The sequence below is a fragment of the Cellulosimicrobium sp. GQ32 genome (assembly GCF_059758455.1).
In genome coordinates, this window is the sequence record NZ_JCAXEP010000007.1 from 172,505 (window position 1) to 190,451 (window position 17,947).

Sequence of the window (17,947 nt, forward strand, 5' to 3'; positions counted from 1 at the left end):
GTCAGCGACGCTCGGTCGCGTCCAGGGCGGGGATCGGCGTCTGCGCCACGATCGATGCGACGACGGCCTCGGCGTCCTGGCCCGAGAGCCGGGCCTCGGTCGTGATGACGAGCCGGTGCGCGAGGACGGGGACGGCGAGGTACTGCACGTCGTCGGGCAGCACATGGTCGCGCCCCGCCATCGCCGCGAGGGACTTCGCCGCACGCAGGAGCTGGAGCGTCGTCCGGGGCGACGCCCCGAGCCGCAGGCCGGGGTGCTCGCGCGTCGCGGTGACGAGGGCGAGCACGTACCGCTTGACGGCGGTCGACGCGTAGACGGCGCGCGCGACCTCGGCGAACCGCAGGACGGCCGCGCCGGTGGTCACGGGGCGGAGGTGGGCCAGCGGGTTGTCCGACTCCTGCCGGTCGAGCATCCGGAGCTCGGCGTCGACGTCCGGGTAGCCGACGGTCAGGCGTGCCATGAAGCGGTCGCGCTGCGCCTCCGGGAGCGGGTAGGTGCCCTCCATCTCCACGGGGTTCTGCGTCGCGACGACGAGGAAGGGGCTCGGCAGCGGGTGGGTCGTCCCGTCGACCGTGGTCTGGCCCTCCTCCATGCACTCGAGGAGCGCCGACTGCGTCTTGGGGGATGCGCGGTTGATCTCGTCGCCGATGACGATGTTGGAGAAGACCGGTCCTGGACGGAACTCGAACTCGTGGTTCGCCGCACGGTAGATGTTGACGCCGGTGAGGTCGCTGGGCAGGAGATCCGGCGTGAACTGGATGCGGCCGACCTTGCAGTCGATCGTGCGGGCCAGCGCCTTGGCGAGCGTCGTCTTGCCGACGCCGGGGACGTCCTCGATGAGCAGGTGGCCCTGGGCGAGGAGGACGGCGACGGTGACGGTCACGAGGTCCGGACGGCCCGTGACGACGGACTCGATGCCGGAGCGGATCCGGCCCGTGGTCTCGACCAGCTCGTCGAGGCCGGCGAGGGCGTCGCCCCCGGGCTCGCCGGAGGGCGCGACAGGGGCGATGTCGGGGAGCACGGAGACCTCCGTCGTCGGTGGCGCAGTGCCGCGGACCAGGGAGACCGCGGGTGGGAAGAGCCTAGTGGACCGCCGGCCCTGCGCCGAGCGCCGGCGCGAGGACAGGCGCGACCGCCGGACGCCCCGCGAGCCGTACGGCCGTCACGCGCGCCTCGCCCCGGACGGACGTCGCGACGCGCCATGGGGAGTGCTCCCCTCCACCCAGCTCCACCCGGCGTGACCTGCGGAGATCCTGCGAAGGCGGGTGAAAGCCCGTGGATTCACCGAGAGCGGTGGAGGGAAGTGGAGTACCGTGGAGGAGAAGGGAGCAGGAGGGGAGGTGCCAGGTGCATGTCCGGCTTCATGGACGACGTGCTCGGTGGTTCCTCCGGCCTGCTCCTGGGCACCTTCACGCCACGTCTGGACGACAAGGGGAGGCTCATCCTCCCCGCGAAGTTCCGGTCGCGGCTCGCACCGGGTCTCGTCATGACGCGGGGGCAGGAGCGCTGTCTGTTCCTGCTGCCGATGGACGAGTTCCGGCGCATGTACGACCAGATCCGGCAGGCGCCGGTGACGAGCAAGCAGGCCCGGGACTACCTGCGCGTCTTCCTCTCGGGGGCGAGCGACGAGATCCCGGACAAGCAGGGACGTGTCTCGATCCCCGCGCCCTTGCGGGCGTACGCGGGGCTCGACCGCGACGTCGCCGTGATCGGCGCCGGCACGCGGGTCGAGATCTGGGACGCGCAGGCCTGGGAGACGTATCTCGCGGAGCAGGAGTCGGCGTACTCCGACACCGCGGAGGAGGTGTTCCCTGACCTGCGCTTCTAGAGCGCGACCCACGGCTCCCGCACGGTGAGGCCTCCTCCCGCCCGGTCTGACGCACTTCCCCGGCGCCAGAAAGGACGCGGAGGGAGACCTGACCGTACGGGGACCGGTCGGACGAGGCGCAGCACCGGACGGCACGACCCGGCCACGACCAGCACGGAGAGGAGGACGGACATGACGAGCACCCCCGACGACGCCGCCGAGCGGCACGTCCCGGTCCTCCTCCAGCGGTGCGTCGACCTCCTCGCCCCCGCGCTCGCGGAGCCCGGCGCCGTCCTCGTCGACTGCACGCTCGGCATGGGCGGGCACACCGAGGCCGTCCTGGAGCAGGTCCCGACGGCGCGCGTCGTCGGCATCGACCGCGACCCCGAGGCCATCGCCCGCGCGTCGCGCCGTCTCGAGCGGTTCGGCGACCGGTTCCGCGCGGTCCATGCGGTGTACGACGAGATCGGCGAGGTCGTGACCGACGTCGTCGGCGGGCCGGTCCAGGGCGTGCTCATGGACCTCGGGGTGTCCTCGTTGCAGATCGACGAGGCCGACCGCGGGTTCTCCTACGCGCACGACGCGCCGCTCGACATGCGGATGGACCCGACGACCGGCTCGACCGCCGCCGACGTCCTCAACACCTACGACGAGCGCGCGCTCACCCGGATCCTGCGCGAGTACGGCGAGGAGCGGTTCGCGCAGCGCGTGGCCCGGGCGATCGTCCGCCGTCGCGAGCAGCGCCCGTGGGAGCGCAGCGCCGAGCTGGTCGAGGTCGTGCGCGGCGCGATCCCCGCCGCGACGCGCACGACCGGCGGGAACCCGGCCAAGCGGACCTTCCAGGCGCTGCGGATCGAGGTGAACGGCGAGCTCGAGGTGCTCGAGCGCGCGGTCCCTGCCGCCGTGGACGTCCTCGCCGTGGGCGGCCGCCTCGTCGTCGAGTCGTACCACTCGCTCGAGGACCGGATCGTCAAGCGCGTGCTCGCTGCGGGGGCGACGATCAGCGCGCCGCCCGGGCTGCCCGTCGTGCCCGAGGAGGACCAGCCGTACCTGCGGCTCCTCACCCGGGGCGCGGAGGAGGCGTCGGCCACCGAGCGTGAGTCCAACCCGCGCTCGGCGTCGGTGCGGCTCCGCGCCGCCGAGCGCACCCGGCCCACGCCGCCGCACCGCCGCCCGACGCACCGACCGACCGACCGACCGCACGACCCGGGGGAGAGGACACGATGAGCGCACAGAGGTCGACCGCCGCCCGCCCGCTCCCGCGCCCGGCGCGCCCGACGCCCGCTGCGCGCCCGTCGCTCACGGCGCTGCCCGGCGGCGCGTCCGAGCGCGCGCTCCGCTCGCGTCTCGAGCTCGTCCGGGCGCCGCTCCAGGCACGGTCCAAGATCCCGTTCCTCGTCGTCTGCATGTCGATCCTCGGTGCCGCGCTCCTGTGTGCTCTCCTGGTGAACACGACGATGGCGCGCAACTCCTACGAGATGTCGGAGCTGCGCCGGGAGGTGAGCCGCGTGGCCCAGGACACGCAGAGCCTGCAGGCGCAGGTCGACGCCCAGGAGACCTCGCTGCCGGACACCGCTGCCTCGCTCGGCATGGTGCCCGCGGAGGACCCCGCGATGGTCCGGCTGTCCGACGGCACCGTCCTCGGCGGCGCGCAGGAGGAGGCCGGGCAGTGACGCGAGAGACCGGAGCAGGACGAGCCGGCCGGTCCCGTCCGGTCGCGAGCACGCAGAAGTCGCGTCCGACCCCCACGACCTCCCGGCCCGCGCCGGGAGGTCGCAGTGCTTCCGGTGCCGCTCGTGGGGCCGCCGGAACGGGTGCCGGCTCGGGCACGCGAGCCGCCGCGACCGCGCGAGGGACCGGTACGCGCGCCGCGTCCGCACCCGCCCGCTCGCCTCGGACGACGGTGCCCCGCGCGCCGAGGAGCGGCGGGCGCCCGCCCGCGCGCCCCGCCCGGGGGACCCGTGAGCCGGGACGACCCGAGCGGCGCCAGCGCTGGCTCATCGTGGTCGCGGGCGTGATCACCGCGGTCTTCGTGGGCCAGCTCGTCAACGTCCAGGTGCTGCGCGGGCCGGCGCTCGCTGCCGACGCGCGCGCCGACCGCACGCGCAGCTCGACCCTGCTGGCCCACCGCGGCGACATCACCGACGCCGACGGCGTGGTGCTCGCGACGTCCGTGGACCGGTACACGGTCGCAGCAGACCCGAAGACGATCGCCGACTTCAAGCCCCGCAGCGCCGACCTCGTCGACGGCGAGCCGCTCGAGGAAGGCGGCGCCGTGGGGGTCGCCAAGCTGCTCGCCCCGATCCTCGGGAAGTCCTCCCCGGAGCTCGCCGCGCAGCTCAACGGGACGTCGCGGTACGTCGTCCTCGCCAAGGACGTCACGCCCGAGGTGCAGCGCCAGATCGCGGACCTCCAGCTCTCGGCCTACGTGCGCACCACCATGACGAGCGAGCGGACGTACCCGGCGGGGACGGTCGCGGGCAACCTCGTGGGGTTCGTCAACGAGGAGCAGGCGGGGGGCGGCGGTGTCGAGGCGTCCTACGACGACGTCCTCGCAGGCGTCTCCGGGTCGCGCGAGTGCGAGGCCGGGCTGGGCGGCCAGGTCATCCCGACCGGCCGGTGCGACGTCGTGGACGCCGTGCCCGGGCGGAACGTGCAGCTCACGATCGCGCGCGACGTGCAGTGGAAGGCGCAGGACTCGGTGGACCGCGCGGTGAGCGAGACGGGTGCGGAGTACGCGATCGCCGTCGTGCAGGACGTCCGGACGGGCGAGGTCCTCGCGCTCGCGGACTCCGGGACCGTGAACCCGAACGACCGCACGACCGACGCCGTCGCCCGGCCCAGCCGGGCCGTGTCGAACGTCTTCGACCCGGGGTCGACGGGCAAGGTGGTCACGATGGCCGCCGCGATCGAGGGCGGCTACGCGGACGCGGGCACGCAGTTCGAGGTGCCCGACCGCTACACCACGCCCAACGGACAGACGTTCAAGGACTCGCACGACCACCCGGTGCAGCGCCTCACCCTCGCGGGGATCCTCGCCGAGTCCTCGAACACCGGCACGGTCCAGGTGGGGGAGAAGATCCCGAAGCAGGTGCGCTACGACTACCTGCACAAGTTCGGTTTCGGGCAGAAGTCCGGTCTCGGCCTGCCGGGTGAGTCCGCCGGGATCCTGCACCCCGCCGACGCCTGGGACGGGCGCACCGAGTACGCCGTGCTCTTCGGCCAGAGCGTGTCGGTGAACGCCATCCAGGCAACGAGCGTCTTCTCGACGATCGCCAACGGCGGCGTCCGCGCGACGCCGAGCATCGTCGCGGGCACGACGGACGAGCGCGGCGAGCTCGTGCCCGCGGATCGTCCGGACCCGGTGCGTGTCGTCTCGCAGGCGACCGCGGACACCGTGCTGCACATGATGGAGTCCGTCGTCGAGGAGGGCACGGGGTCCAGCGCGGCGGTACCCGGCTACCGTGTCGCGGGCAAGACCGGGACCGCGGAGGCCGCCGGGGACGACGGCCGGTTGTCGGGGATCATGGCGTCGTTCATCGGCGTGGCCCCCGCGGACGACCCTCGCTACACGGTGTCGGTGTTCCTCAAGAACCCCCACTCGTCGATCTACGGCGGCGTCGTGGCGGCGCCCGTGTTCAGCGAGATCATGGGCTTCACGCTCGAGCACGAGGGCGTGCAGCCGAGCACGGAGCCGTACGTGCCGCTCCCGACGACGTGGTGAACCTCACCAGGTCGCGGGAGCCGGGGCGCGCCGTCGGTGAAGGTCCGGTGAAGCGCGCTCCCGCGTGGCGTCCGGGGCGCCACCGCTTGCGAGGGTGCCCGTCGCGGCACGGTAGGTTCTACACGTGACATCCCCGATCGACCGCCTTCGTCCTGCCGCGACCACCCGTCGGTCGGTCGAGGACCTGGCAGCACGGTTCGGTCTCGACGTCCGCGCAGGTGGCGGGCCCGACGGCTCGCCCGCACCGGGCGGCGTCGAGGTGTGGTCCGTCGCGTCCGACGACCGGGCGGCCGACGCGGGCGACCTCTTCGTCGCCCTACCCGGCGCCCGCGCGCACGGGGCGCGCTTCGCGCCCGCCGCCGTCGCGCGCGGGGCGCACGCCGTCCTCACGGACGAGCAGGGCGCCGTGCTCGTGGCCGAGGCGGGCCTCGAGGTCCCCGTGCTCGTCGCCGCGGACCCGCGTGCGCTGCTCGGCCCGGTCGCCGCGTGGGTCTACGGCAGCCCGGCGCAGGACCTCACGACGTTCGGAGTGACCGGCACGAACGGCAAGACCACCACCACCTACCTGGTCGACCACGCGCTGCGTGCGCTCGGCTGGAAGGGCGGGCTCATCGGCACGGTGGAGATGCGGTCGGGCGACCGCGTCCTGCCGAGCCGGCTCACGACGCCCGAGGCCGCCGACCTCCAGGCGCTGCTCGCGGCGATGCGGGAGGACGCCGTGCGCACCCTCGCGATGGAGGTCTCGTCGCACGCGCTCGCGCTGCACCGCGTCGACGGGCTCGTGTTCGACGTCGTGGGCTTCACCAACCTCAGCCAGGACCACCTCGACTTCCACGGTGACCTCCAGGAGTACTTCGAGGCGAAGGCGCTCCTGTTCACGCCCGAGCACGCCCGCCGCGGTGTCGTCGTCGTCGACGACGCGTGGGGCGAGCGCATGGTCGCGGCCGCCCGGATCCCGGTCGCGACGCTGCGCGTCGGTGCGCGGGGCGCGGCGGACCAGCAGCCCGTCGCCGACTGGACCGTGCACGACGTGGAGCCCTCGGCAGCGGGCGGCTCCACGTTCACGCTGCGGCACCGCGACGGCCGGAGCGTGCGCACGACGACTGTCCTGCCGGGTGCGTTCAACGTCGCCAACGCGGCCCTCGCCCTCGCGCTCGTGCTCGAGGCGGGGAACGACCCGCGCGACGTGGAGGCGGCGCTCGAGGCGGCCGGCGGGCTCGCGCCGGCCGTGCCCGGGCGCATGGAGCTCGTCTCGCGCCCGCCGCACCGCCCGCGCGTGGTCGTGGACTTCGCCCACAACCCGGACGCGCTGGCTCTCGCCCTCGACGCGCTGCGCCCGACGACGGGCGGTCGCCTGGTCGTCGTGTTCGGCGCCACGGGCGACCGCGACCGCGGCAAGCGGCCCACGATGGGCGGCGTCGCGGTCGAGGGGGCCGACGTCGTCGTCGTGACGGACGACGACCCGCACGGCGAGGACCCGGCCGCGATCCGCGCGGAGGTGCTGCCGGGCGCGCACGCCGCGCGCGAGGCGGCTGCCGCCGCTCCCGAGCCGCGCGACGTCGTCGTGCTCGAGGTCGCGCCGCGCGCCCGGGCGATCCGCGAGGCGATCGCTGCCGCCGGCCCCGAAGACACGGTGCTCGTCGCAGGCCGCGGCCACGAGGTGTGGCAGGAGATCGCCGGCGTCGACCATGCCCTGGACGACCGCGTCGAGGCGCGAGCAGCCCTCGAGGAGCGCCCGGCGACGACGCCGCCTCACGACACCCCCGACCTGAAGGAGCACCACGCATGATCGAGCTCACTGCGGCGCAGGTGGCCGCAGCGACCGGCGGACGGCTGTCCGCCGACCCGGAGGTGCGGGTCGGGGGGCCCGTCGTCGTCGACTCGCGCAGGGTCGCGCCGGGATCGCTCTTCGTCGCGCTGCCCGGCGAGCACGTCGACGGGCACGACTACGCCGCCGGTGCCGTCGAGGCGGGCGCGACGCTCGTCCTCGCCGCGCGCGAGCTCGACGTGCCGTGCGTCGTCGTCGACGACGTGCAGACCGCGCTCGGCGAGCTCGCCCGGCACGTGCTCGCGACGCTGCGCGAGCGCGGCAACCTGCGCGTGGTGGCCGTGACCGGCTCGGTCGGCAAGACGACGACCAAGGACCTGCTGGGTCAGCTCCTGCGGCCCGAGGGCGAGACGGTCGTGCCGCGCGGTTCGTTCAACAACGAGATCGGGCTCCCGCTCACGGTGCTCGAGGCGGACGAGTCCACGCGGTTCCTGGTGCTCGAGATGGGTGCGAGCGGCGTCGGTCACCTCACCTACCTGACGCGCATCGCACCCCCCGACGTCTCGGTCGTGCTCGTGGTGGGCAGCGCCCACCTCGGGGAGTTCGGCGGGATCGAGGCCGTGGCCCGCGCCAAGTCCGAGCTCGTCACGGGGCTCGCGCCGGGCGGGGTCGCGGTGCTCAACGCCGACGACCTCCGGGTCGCTGCGATGGCCGACCGCGCGCCGGGCGAGGTCGTCACGTTCGGCACCATCCCCGCCGCCGACGTGCGCGCCGAGGACCTCGGGATCGACCGCACCGGCCGGGCGTCCTTCACGCTGCGCGTGCGCCCCGGCGCGTCGGGCGACGCCACGCACGGCGGCGGCACGAGCGCGCGCGTGACCCTCGGCCTCGTGGGCGAGCACCACGTGACGAACGCCCTCGCGGCCGCGACGGCGGCGCTGCGCCTCGGTGTCGCGCTGCCCGACGTCGCCGCGCGGCTCTCCGACGCTCGCGCGCTGAGCCCGCACCGGATGCAGGTCACCGAACGGCCGGACGGCATCACGGTGATCGACGACTCGTACAACGCGAACCCCGACTCCATGCGGGCGGCGCTCAAGGCGCTCGCCGTGATGGCGGGGCGCGACCGGCGCTCGGTCGCCGTGCTCGGCGAGATGCTCGAGCTCGGCGAGGACTCGCGCGTCGCTCACGACGACCTCGGCCGGCTCGTGGTCCGATTGAACGTCAAGCTGCTCGTCGTGGTCGGCGAGGGCGCCGGCGGGATCCACGACGGCGCGACCCAGGAGGGGTCGTGGGGCGACGAGACCCGGTTCGTCCCCGACGTGGAGGCGGCGTCCGCGCTGCTGCGCGACGAGCTGCGGGAAGGGGACGTCGTGCTCGTGAAGGCCTCGAACGGGTCCGGGCTGTGGCGGCTCGGCGACGAGCTGGCCGCGGCCGGTGGCGACGCGTCCGGAGGTGACCGCGCATGATCGCGATCATCGTCGCGGCGGGCGTCTCCCTGCTCGTCGCCCTCTTCGGGACGCCGCTGTTCATCCGGTTCCTCGTCCACCGCAACTACGGGCAGTTCGTCCGCCAGGACGGCCCGACGGCGCACTTCACCAAGCGTGGGACGCCCACCATGGGCGGGGTCGTGATCATCGGGGCGACGCTGCTCGGCTGGGCGATGTCGTACGTCGTCTCAGGGCGGTTCCCGAGCGTGTCCTCCCTGCTCGTGCTGTTCCTCATGACCGGGCTCGGGATCGTCGGGTTCCTCGACGACTTCACGAAGATCCGCAAGCAGCGCAGCCTCGGGCTCACGGCGCGCGCCAAGATCATCGGCCAGGGGGCCGTCGGCATCGCGTTCGCGGTGCTCGCGCTCCAGTTCCCCAACGAGCACGGTCGGACGCCCGCGTCCACGCGCATCTCGTTCCTGCGCGACACGAACCTCGACCTCGCGTTCGCGGGTGCGACGGTCGGTCTGATCCTGTTCGTGATCTGGGCGAACTTCCTCATCACGGCGTGGTCCAACGCGGTGAACCTCACCGACGGCCTCGACGGACTCGCGACGGGCGTCTCGCTCATCGTGTTCGGCTCGTATGTCCTCGTGGGGATCTGGCAGCTCAACCAGACGTGCCAGCGGCTCGCCTCGGCGGGCCCGAGCTGTTACGAGACACGAGACCCGCAGGATCTCGCGATCGTGGCCGCGGCGATCGTCGGCGCGTGCTTCGGCTTCCTGTGGTGGAACGCGAGCCCGGCGAAGATCTTCATGGGCGACACCGGCTCGCTCGCCCTCGGTGGCGCTCTCGCCGGCCTGTCGATCCTCACGCGGACCGAGTTCCTCGCGCTCATCATCGGCGGCCTGTTCGTCATCATCGTGCTCTCCGACGTCATCCAGATCGGCTTCTTCAAGATGACCGGCCGGCGCGTGTTCAAGATGGCCCCTCTGCACCACCACTTCGAGCTGTCCGGCTGGGGCGAGGTCACGATCGTCATCCGCTTCTGGCTCATCGCCGGGCTGTTCGCCGCGCTCGGCATCGGCATCTTCTACGCCGAGTGGGTGGTCGGCTAGTGGCACGCGACCGTCACGACCTCGCGGTCCCGCTCGAGGAGGCGCGTGTCGTCGTCGCCGGCCTCGGCGTCTCGGGCCGGGCCGCCGCCACAGCGCTCGCGCCCCGTGCCGCCACCGTCGTCACGCTCGACGACCGCGCCGCGGACGCCGACCTGAGCGACGCGGACGAGGTCGACCTCGCGGCGACCGACCTCGTCGTCGTCTCGCCCGGCTGGCCGCCGTCCCACCCGCTGCTCGTCGCGGCGGGTGAGCGGGGCGTACCGGTGTGGAGCGAGGTCGAGCTCGCGTGGCGGCTGCGCGTCGACGGCCCGTCCGGTCGGCCCGCGCCCTGGCTCGCCGTGACCGGGACGAACGGCAAGACCACGACCGTCGAGATGCTCGAGACGATCCTGCGGACCGCGGGCCTGCGCGCCGCGGCGGTGGGCAACGTCGGGACGCCGGTCGTGCAGGCGGCGCTCGACCTGACGCTCGACGTGCTCGCCGTCGAGCTCTCGAGCTTCCAGCTCCACTTCACGCACACGACGTCGCCCGAGGCGGGTGCGGTGCTCAACGTCGCGCCGGACCACCTCGACTGGCACGGCGGCCTCGACGCGTACGCGGCGGACAAGGGCCGGGTCTTCGAGGACGCCCAGGTCGCGTGCGTCTACAACGCCGCGGACCCGCGCACGGAGGCGCTCGTGCGCGAGGCCGACGTGGTCGAGGGCGCGCGCGCCGTCGGCTTCACGCTCGGCGCCCCCGCCCGCGGCCAGCTCGGCGTCATCGAGGACGTGCTCGTGGACCGCGCGTTCCACGCGCCCGCGGACGCTCCCGACCGGCACACCCACGCCGCCGAGCTCGCGACGCTCGGCGACCTCGCCCACCTGGCCGGTGCCGACGGCGTCGTGCCCGCGCACGTGGTGTCCAACGCCCTCGCCGCGGCCGCCCTGGCCCGGGCGCACGGCGTGCCCGCCGTGGCCGTGCGCGACGGGCTGCGCGCCTTCCGGACGGGCTCGCACCGCATCGAGCAGGTCGCGTCGGTCGACGGTGTGGCCTACGTCGACGACTCCAAGGCGACGAACGCGCACGCCGCGTCCGCGTCGCTCGCGTCGTTCGCGCCCGGCACGGTCGTGTGGGTCGCGGGCGGTCTCGCCAAGGGCGCCTCGTTCGACGAGCTCGTCACCGCGCGCGCCGACCGGCTGCGCGCCGTGGTGCTCATCGGCGTCGACGCGGAGCCGTTCGCGGGCGCGCTCGCCCGACACGCGCCCGATATCCCGGTGGTCCGGGTCGATCCTGGCGACACTGGGACCGTGATGCCCCGCGCCGTCGACTCCGCCCGCCGCCTCGCGCAGGCCGGCGACACGGTGCTGCTCGCCCCGGCCGGTGCGTCGATGGACCAGTTCCGCTCGTACGCCGCGCGCGGCGACGCGTTCGCCGACGCGGCGCGCGCGCTGCGCCCCGACCACGGGTAGGCCGGTCCGGCCATGACACAGACCGCGAACGGACGAGGGGCGCCGTCGGCGCGCACGACCCCTCGCACGGGCGCGGGCCGCAGCACGACGCATGGCCGGGCGAAGTCGCCGACGGGCCGCGAGGCGCGCCCGCGCACGACCGCCGTCCCGACCGAGCGGCCCTGGCTCGGGCAGTGGAACAGCACCGTGACGAGCTACTACCTGCTCGTCGGCGCGACCGCGCTGCTGACGATCATCGGGCTCGTCATGGTGTTCTCGAGCTCCGCCGTCACGCAGATCGCGGCGGGCAAGTCGCCGTTCGACGCGTTCGTCGAGCAGGCGCGGTTCGCGCTCATCGGTCTTCCCGTCCTGCTGATCGCCACGCGCGTCCCCGTCCGCTGGTACAAGCGACTCGCCTGGCCCGGCCTGGTCGTCGCCGTCGGCCTGCTCGCCGCCGTCGTCGTGTTCGGCGACGCGACCGGCGGCAACCAGAACTGGCTCCCGATCGGTGGGTTCCGGTTCCAACCCTCCGAGCTCGCGAAGCTCGCGCTCGCGCTCTGGCTCGGGGTGGTCCTCGGCCGCAAGCAGCGGCTGCTCGGCGAGTGGCGGCACGTCCTCGTGCCCGCCGTGCCGGGGGCGCTCGCGGTCGTCGGCCTCGTCCTCGCCGGCCACGACCTCGGCACGGCGCTCGTCATCATGATGCTCGCGGCCGGTGCGTTCGTCGTGTCCGGGGCGAGCGGCCGCCTGCTCGGGCTGGGTGCGGCGGTCGCGGCCTTCGCCGTGGGCTACGGGTTGATCTACCTCCAGGAGGGCGGCGACCGGCTCGGCCGGATCGCGTCGGCGTACGGGGAGTGCACGGACCCGCTCGGCGAGTGCTACCAGTCCCTGCACGGGCAGTGGGCGCTCGGCACCGGAGGGCTGACGGGCGTGGGGCTCGGCGCGAGCCGGGAGAAGTGGCTGTACCTGCCCGAGGCGCACAACGACTTCATCTTCGCCGTGATCGGCGAGGAGCTCGGGCTCTTCGGGACGCTGCTGGTCCTCGGACTGTTCGTGGTCCTCGGACTGGCGATGAGCAGGATCGTGCGGCGCCACCCTGACCCGTTCGTCAAGATCGCGACGGCCGCCATCGGCTGCTGGATCGTCGGGCAGGCCTTCATCAACATCGGCGTCGTGATCGGGCTCCTGCCCGTGATCGGCGTCCCGCTGCCGCTCGTCTCCGCCGGAGGCACGGCGCTCGTGACGACCATGGCCGCCCTCGGCGTCGTGATCTCGTTCGCGCGCACCGAGCCCGGCGCGGCCGAGGCTCTGGCGGCGCGAGGGAGCGTCGTACGGCGCTCGCTCGCGGTCGTCGGCCGGGCGGCGCGGCCCCGGCGCCGGACGCGATGACCTCGCCCGGGGACCGGGCGACGCCCGGCCGGGTGGCCCACAGCTTCAGACCACAGCAAGGACGCGGCAGCCGCCGCAGGGAAGGACGACGAGGTACGTGACGACGATCGGTTCGGTGGTGCTCGCAGGCGGCGGGACGGCGGGGCACGTGAACCCGCTTCTGGCGGTGGCGGACGAGCTGCGGGCGCGTGAGCCCGGCGTGGTGGTGACCGCGCTCGGGGTCGCGGGCGGGCTGGAGGACGACCTCGTGCCCGCGCGCGGCTACCCGCTGCGGCACGTGCCGCGCGTCCCGCTCCCGCGGCGTCCGAGCGCCGAGTGGGTCAACCTCCCGGGGCGGCTCAAGTCGGCGGTGGACGCCGCGGGCGCCGTGATCGACGAGACGGACGCACGCGTCGTCGTGGGCTTCGGCGGCTACGTCTCGACCCCCGCCTACCTCGCCGCGCGCCGCCGTGACGTCCCGGTGGTGATCCACGAGCAGAACGCGCGGCCCGGGCTCGCCAACCGGCTCGGTGCCCGGTGGGCCGCGCGCGTCGGCGTGACGTTCGAGGGCACGCCGCTCAAGGGCGGCGTGGTGACCGGCCTGCCGCTGCGCCGCGAGATCCAGGACCTCGTGGCCGCCCGGGCGGCCGACGCCGGAGCCGTGCGTGCGGACGCCGCGGCGCGGCTCGGGCTCGACCCGGGTCGACGCACGCTCGTCGTCACGGGCGGCTCGCTCGGGGCGCAGAGCCTCAACGAGGCCGTCTCCGGGGCGGCCGACGCGCTCCTCGGCGCGGGCGCGCAGGTGCTCCACCTGACGGGCAAGGGCAAGGACGCAGGCGTCCGCGACGCGGCCGCCGCCGCCGTCGCCGCGCGCCCCGGTGCGCGGTACGACGTGCGCGAGTACCTCGCCGAGATGCAGCTCGCGCTCGCCGTCGCGGACCTCGTCGTGTGCCGTGCGGGCGCCGGGACCGTGGGCGAGCTCGCGGCGCTGGGGATCCCCGCCGTGTACGTCCCGCTGCCGATCGGCAACGGCGAGCAGCGGCTCAACGCCGGCCCGGTCGTCGCTGCGGGCGGGGGCCTGCTCGTCGACGACGCGCAGCTCGACGCTGCCTGGGTCGCGCGCGAGGTCCCGGCGCTGCTCGGCGACCCGGGGCGGCTCGACGCGATGGCGCGCGCGGCGGCGGGTGCGGGGGTGCGAGACGGTGCTGCGCGCGTCGCCGACCTCGTTGCCGAGGCGGTCGCCGCCGCCGGCCAGACCGGGGCACGCTCGTGACGACCCACGGCGCTGCCGCCCCGGTCCCGCTCGAGGAGCTCGGCACCGTCCACCTCGTCGGGGTCGGCGGCGCCGGCATGTCCGTGGTCGCGCGGCTCCTCGCCGGCCACGGCGTCCGGGTGCAGGGCTCGGACGCGCGCGAGAGCGAGACGCTCGCCGCGCTCCGGGCCGACGGCGTGCGGGTCTGGGCGGGGCACGACGCGGCCCACGTCGCGGACGCCGACACCGTGGTGGTCTCGAGCGCGGTCCGCGAGTCGAACCCCGAGCTCACCGCCGCACGTGCCGCTGGGCTGCGCGTGCTGCACCGCTCGCAGGCGCTCGCGTCGCTCATGGTGCGCGGCCGCGCGGTCGCGGTCGCGGGCGCGCACGGCAAGACGACGACGTCCGCGATGATCGCGACGGTCCTGCGCGGCGCGGGTCTCGACCCGTCGTTCGCGATCGGCGGGACGGTGCTCACGGCGGACGGTCCCGTCGCCGGGGGGCACCTCGGGTCGGACGTCCTCGTGGCCGAGGCGGACGAGTCCGACGGCTCGTTCCTCAACTACGCGCCCGACGTCGCCGTCGTGACGAACGTCGAGCCGGACCACCTCGACCACTACGGCTCGCGCACGGCGTTCGAGCAGGCGTTCGTCGACTTCGCGGCGCGGATCGCGCCGGGCGGGACGCTCGTCGTCTGCGCCGACGACGCGGGGGCCCGGGCGCTCGCGGCCACCCACACCGAGGGAGGGGGCGCGGTCGTCACGTACGGCACGTCCGCCGACGCCGACCTCCGCGTGTCCGACGTGCGCCCGACCACCGACGACGGGCGTCCGGGCGTGCGTGCGTCGCTGACGGGGGCCGTCGGCACCGCGGCTCTCGACGGGCTGGAGCTCCGGCTGCGCGTGCCCGGCCACCACAACGCGCTCAACGCCACGGCCGCGGTCGCGACGGCGGTCGTGCTCGGCGTGGACGCGTCGGCCGCGGTCGCGGCGGCGCACGGCTTCCTCGGCACCGGGCGCCGGTTCGAGGCGCGCGGGGAGGCCGGCGGGGTGCGCGTCGTCGACGACTACGCGCACCACCCGACGGAGGTCGCGGCGCTGCTGGCCGCCGCGCGACCGGTCGCCGCGGGCGGCCGGGTGCTGGTGCTCTTCCAGCCGCACCTGTACTCGCGCACCGCGACGTTCGCGCGCGAGTTCGCCGAGGCGCTGGGCGCTGCGGACGAGGTCGTCGTGACGGGGGTCTACGCGGCGCGCGAGGACCCCGACCCGGAGGTGGGCCCGCGCACGATCACCGACCTCATGGGCGCCCCCGACGTGGTCGTGGCGGCCGTGGAGGACCGGGTCGAGGCCGCGCACCGCGTCGCGGACGCCGCGCGGCCGGGCGACCTCGTCCTCACGGTCGGCGCGGGCGACGTGACGGAGCTCGGCACGGTCGTCCTCGCCCGGATCGCCGAGCGGGCCGCCGGCGCGGGGACCTCCGGAGGGGGCGAGGCCTGATGCGTCCGCCGCCCCGGCCCCGACCCGCCGCGCCCCGACCGGACCGGTCCGGCGCGGGGGAGCGTGCCGCGCGGCAGCCGGTTCCGGGGACGTCGCGATCCGGGACCTCGACGCCGGTTCCCCGGGCTCCTGCCGAGGAGACCCCCACGCGACCGGTCCGGCGGGTGGCTGCGTCCGGGCGCGAGCTCGTGCCGTCGACCGCCGAGCGTCCCGGAACGGGCCGGTCGACAGGCCCGCGGAGCGGCGGGGGGCGCGGGAGCGGCAGCGCCAGGACGCCGACCGCGCCGCGCGGGACACCGACGGCTCCGGTCGGCGTCGTCTCGCACGGGATGACCGAGCGCCTGGCCGAGCGCGACGCGATGCGTCGGCACCGGGTGCGCACCCGCGTCCTGGGGTGGGCGACGGGCGTCCTCGTCGTGGCCGCGCTCGTGTGGGTCGCCTTCTTCTCGTCGGTGCTCGGGCTCGACCCGGAGGACGTGACGATCTCGGGAGAGGGGACGGTGATCGACCCGGCCCAGGTCGAGTCCGTCGTCGCGGAGTCCGCCGGGGTGCCGCTGCCGCGGCTGGACACGGTCGCGCTGCGCGAGCGGGTCCTGTCCCTCAACGGCGTCCGCGACGTCGAGATCCGCCGGTCCTGGCCCACGGGGCTGAGCGTGCTGCTCGAGTCGCGCGAGCCCGTGGTCGCCGTCCCGGTGGACGGGGGGTTCGCGCTCCTCGATGCCGACGGCGTCCAGGTCCGGACCGACCCCGCGGTCCCCGAGGGCCTACCGGAGATCGACGCCCCGCTCGACGAGCGCGGGGCGAAGGCGCTCGACGCGGCGCTCGTGCTCCTCAACGCGCTCCCCGCGGACCTCCACGCGCAGGTCGCCGAGGTCTCGGCCCCGACGCGCGACGCGGTCCGGATGACGCTGCGGGACGGCGTCGTGGTTGAGTGGGGGAGCGCGGAGGAGGCGGCGCTCAAGGTGCGCGTCCTCCAGACGCTGCGGGCGGTCCCGGAGAACGCAGGCGTGACGCTCTACGACGTCTCGGCACCCACGATGCCGGTGACGCGATGAGCAGCAAGAGAGCGCCGTGGACGGCGATACCCGACACGCGCGAGGCGGTCGTTGATGATGGGCACGTCGACACCTACGGTCGACCCATGAACGACCTGACATAACTATAACCCTCTAGTTGAGGGTGAAGGTTCAGGGCTGACCGATCGAGAGGCATTGACGTGGCAACTCCGCAGAACTACCTAGCAGTGATCAAGGTGGTCGGCATCGGCGGTGGGGGCGTGAACGCCGTCAACCGGATGATCGAGGTCGGCCTCAAGGGCGTCGAGTTCATCGCCATCAACACGGACGCGCAGGCGCTCCTCATGTCGGACGCCGACGTCAAGCTCGACGTCGGCCGCGAGCTGACGCGCGGGCTCGGTGCCGGCGCGGACCCCGAGGTCGGCAAGAAGGCCGCCGAGGACCACGCCGAGGAGATCGAAGACGTACTGCGCGGCGCGGACATGGTCTTCGTCACCGCGGGCGAGGGTGGTGGCACCGGTACGGGCGGCGCGCCCGTCGTCGCGCGGATCGCGCGCTCGCTGGGCGCGCTCACCGTCGGCGTCGTGACCCGGCCGTTCACCTTCGAGGGTCGCCGCCGCTCCGTCCAGGCCGACCAGGGCATCGAGAACCTCCGCAACGAGGTCGACACCCTCATCGTCATCCCCAACGACCGCCTCCTGTCGATGTCCGACCGCAACGTCAGCGCGCTCCAGGCGTTCCACCAGGCCGACCAGGTGCTGCTCTCCGGTGTGCAGGGCATCACGGACCTCATCACGACGCCGGGCCTCATCAACCTCGACTTCGCCGACGTGAAGTCGGTCATGCAGGGAGCGGGCAGCGCCCTGATGGGCATCGGCAACGCGCGCGGCGACGACCGTGCGGTCCAGGCCGCCGAGATGGCGATCTCGTCGCCGCTGCTGGAGGCCAGCATCGACGGCGCCCACGGCGTGCTCCTGTCGATCCAGGGCGGCTCCGACCTCGGCCTCTTCGAGATCAACGAGGCGGCGCGCCTCGTCCACGAGGCGGCCCACACCGAGGCGAACATCATCTTCGGCGCCGTGATCGACGACGCCCTGGGCGACGAGGTGCGCGTCACGGTCATCGCCGCGGGCTTCGACGGCGGAGCGCCGCAGGTCCGGGGCGACGCCCGCGCGCTCGGCCAGGTGGCCGGGCCGCAGCGCCCGGCGACGAGCGCGATCCCGGTCGTCCCGGCGGCCCGCCCGGTGCCGCCGGCGCCGGCACCGACGACGGGCGCGCACACGCTGCCCCGTCCGGTGGTGCCGATCCAGCCGGAGGCCGACGACGTGCCCGTCACGCTCGACGGCGGCTCGGGCCCGGTGCCGGTCCAGCCGACGCCCGCCCCGACGTTCACGGTGGTCGGCTCGGGCGACGCGGCGAACCAGAACGCCGACGCGGTGCCGGGCGGCCAGAACGCGGGCGTCGAGGTGCCGCCGCGGATCTTCGACGAGGAGCCCGCGCGCCGCAAGGTCGAGGAGCTCGACGTCCCCGACTTCCTCAAGTGACCC

Annotated in this window: 14 protein-coding genes; 13 read left to right on the forward strand and 1 reads right to left on the reverse strand. The window is 74.6% G+C overall.

Annotated features, from left to right (window positions below; genetic code table 11):
* Nucleotide 1 precedes the first annotated feature (1 nt).
* A complete protein-coding gene (locus tag AC6CH9_RS13380) occupies nt 2-1,021 on the reverse strand; it encodes an AAA family ATPase (RefSeq protein WP_498155320.1) in 1,020 nt (339 codons plus the stop codon).
* A 372-nt stretch (nt 1,022-1,393) separates the two neighbouring features.
* On the opposite strand from AC6CH9_RS13380, the gene mraZ reads away from it, so the two are divergent.
* The 13 genes from mraZ (at nt 1,394) to ftsZ (ending at nt 17,944) form a co-directional block, all read left to right on the forward strand.
* On the forward strand, nt 1,394-1,828 hold the full coding sequence (mraZ, locus tag AC6CH9_RS13385; RefSeq protein WP_031316739.1) for a division/cell wall cluster transcriptional repressor MraZ: 435 nt from the start codon (nt 1,394-1,396) through the stop codon (nt 1,826-1,828).
* Between the two features lie 171 nt (nt 1,829-1,999).
* Nucleotides 2,000-3,034 (forward strand): 16S rRNA (cytosine(1402)-N(4))-methyltransferase RsmH, encoded by a 1,035-nt coding sequence (gene rsmH, locus AC6CH9_RS13390; RefSeq protein ID WP_498155321.1) that lies wholly within the window; start codon nt 2,000-2,002, stop codon nt 3,032-3,034.
* Nucleotides 3,031-3,480: a cell division protein FtsL gene (ftsL, locus tag AC6CH9_RS13395; RefSeq protein WP_498155322.1), complete on the forward strand. Its 450-nt coding sequence runs from the start codon at nt 3,031-3,033 to the stop codon at nt 3,478-3,480. Before rsmH ends, ftsL begins: the two co-directional genes overlap by 4 nt.
* A 341-nt stretch (nt 3,481-3,821) precedes the next feature.
* Nucleotides 3,822-5,531 carry a peptidoglycan D,D-transpeptidase FtsI family protein gene (locus AC6CH9_RS13400; RefSeq protein WP_498155323.1) on the forward strand — a complete coding sequence of 570 codons (1,710 nt, stop codon included), beginning with the start codon at nt 3,822-3,824 and terminating at the stop codon, nt 5,529-5,531.
* A gap of 124 nt (nt 5,532-5,655) precedes the next feature.
* Entirely contained in the window at nt 5,656-7,320 is a 1,665-nt protein-coding gene (locus AC6CH9_RS13405; protein ID WP_498155324.1) for a UDP-N-acetylmuramoyl-L-alanyl-D-glutamate--2,6-diaminopimelate ligase, read from the forward strand.
* Nucleotides 7,317-8,765, forward strand: a complete 1,449-nt coding sequence (locus AC6CH9_RS13410; RefSeq protein WP_498155325.1) for a UDP-N-acetylmuramoyl-tripeptide--D-alanyl-D-alanine ligase — start codon at nt 7,317-7,319, stop codon at nt 8,763-8,765. Before AC6CH9_RS13405 ends, AC6CH9_RS13410 begins: the two co-directional genes overlap by 4 nt.
* Nucleotides 8,762-9,844 carry a phospho-N-acetylmuramoyl-pentapeptide-transferase gene (gene mraY, locus AC6CH9_RS13415; protein WP_047234006.1) on the forward strand — a complete coding sequence of 361 codons (1,083 nt, stop codon included), beginning with the start codon at nt 8,762-8,764 and terminating at the stop codon, nt 9,842-9,844. The genes AC6CH9_RS13410 and mraY overlap by 4 nt, the downstream gene beginning before the upstream one ends.
* Nucleotides 9,844-11,292: a UDP-N-acetylmuramoyl-L-alanine--D-glutamate ligase gene (murD, locus tag AC6CH9_RS13420; protein WP_498155326.1), complete on the forward strand. Its 1,449-nt coding sequence runs from the start codon at nt 9,844-9,846 to the stop codon at nt 11,290-11,292. Before mraY ends, murD begins: the two co-directional genes overlap by 1 nt.
* Nucleotides 11,293-11,304: 12 nt before the next feature.
* On the forward strand, nt 11,305-12,657 hold the full coding sequence (gene ftsW / locus AC6CH9_RS13425) for a putative lipid II flippase FtsW (RefSeq protein ID WP_498155327.1): 1,353 nt from the start codon (nt 11,305-11,307) through the stop codon (nt 12,655-12,657).
* Between the two features lie 97 nt (nt 12,658-12,754).
* Nucleotides 12,755-13,909 carry an undecaprenyldiphospho-muramoylpentapeptide beta-N-acetylglucosaminyltransferase gene (gene murG, locus AC6CH9_RS13430; RefSeq protein ID WP_498155328.1) on the forward strand — a complete coding sequence of 385 codons (1,155 nt, stop codon included), beginning with the start codon at nt 12,755-12,757 and terminating at the stop codon, nt 13,907-13,909.
* A gap of 77 nt (nt 13,910-13,986) precedes the next feature.
* Nucleotides 13,987-15,384, forward strand: a complete 1,398-nt coding sequence (gene murC, locus AC6CH9_RS13435; protein ID WP_498155378.1) for a UDP-N-acetylmuramate--L-alanine ligase — start codon at nt 13,987-13,989, stop codon at nt 15,382-15,384.
* Nucleotides 15,385-15,713: 329 nt separating this feature from the next.
* Nucleotides 15,714-16,439: a cell division protein FtsQ/DivIB gene (locus AC6CH9_RS13440; protein ID WP_498155329.1), complete on the forward strand. Its 726-nt coding sequence runs from the start codon at nt 15,714-15,716 to the stop codon at nt 16,437-16,439.
* Nucleotides 16,440-16,600: 161 nt separating this feature from the next.
* Nucleotides 16,601-17,944, forward strand: a complete 1,344-nt coding sequence (gene ftsZ, locus AC6CH9_RS13445) for a cell division protein FtsZ (protein WP_498155330.1) — start codon at nt 16,601-16,603, stop codon at nt 17,942-17,944.
* The last annotated feature ends 3 nt before the right edge of the window (nt 17,945-17,947 follow it).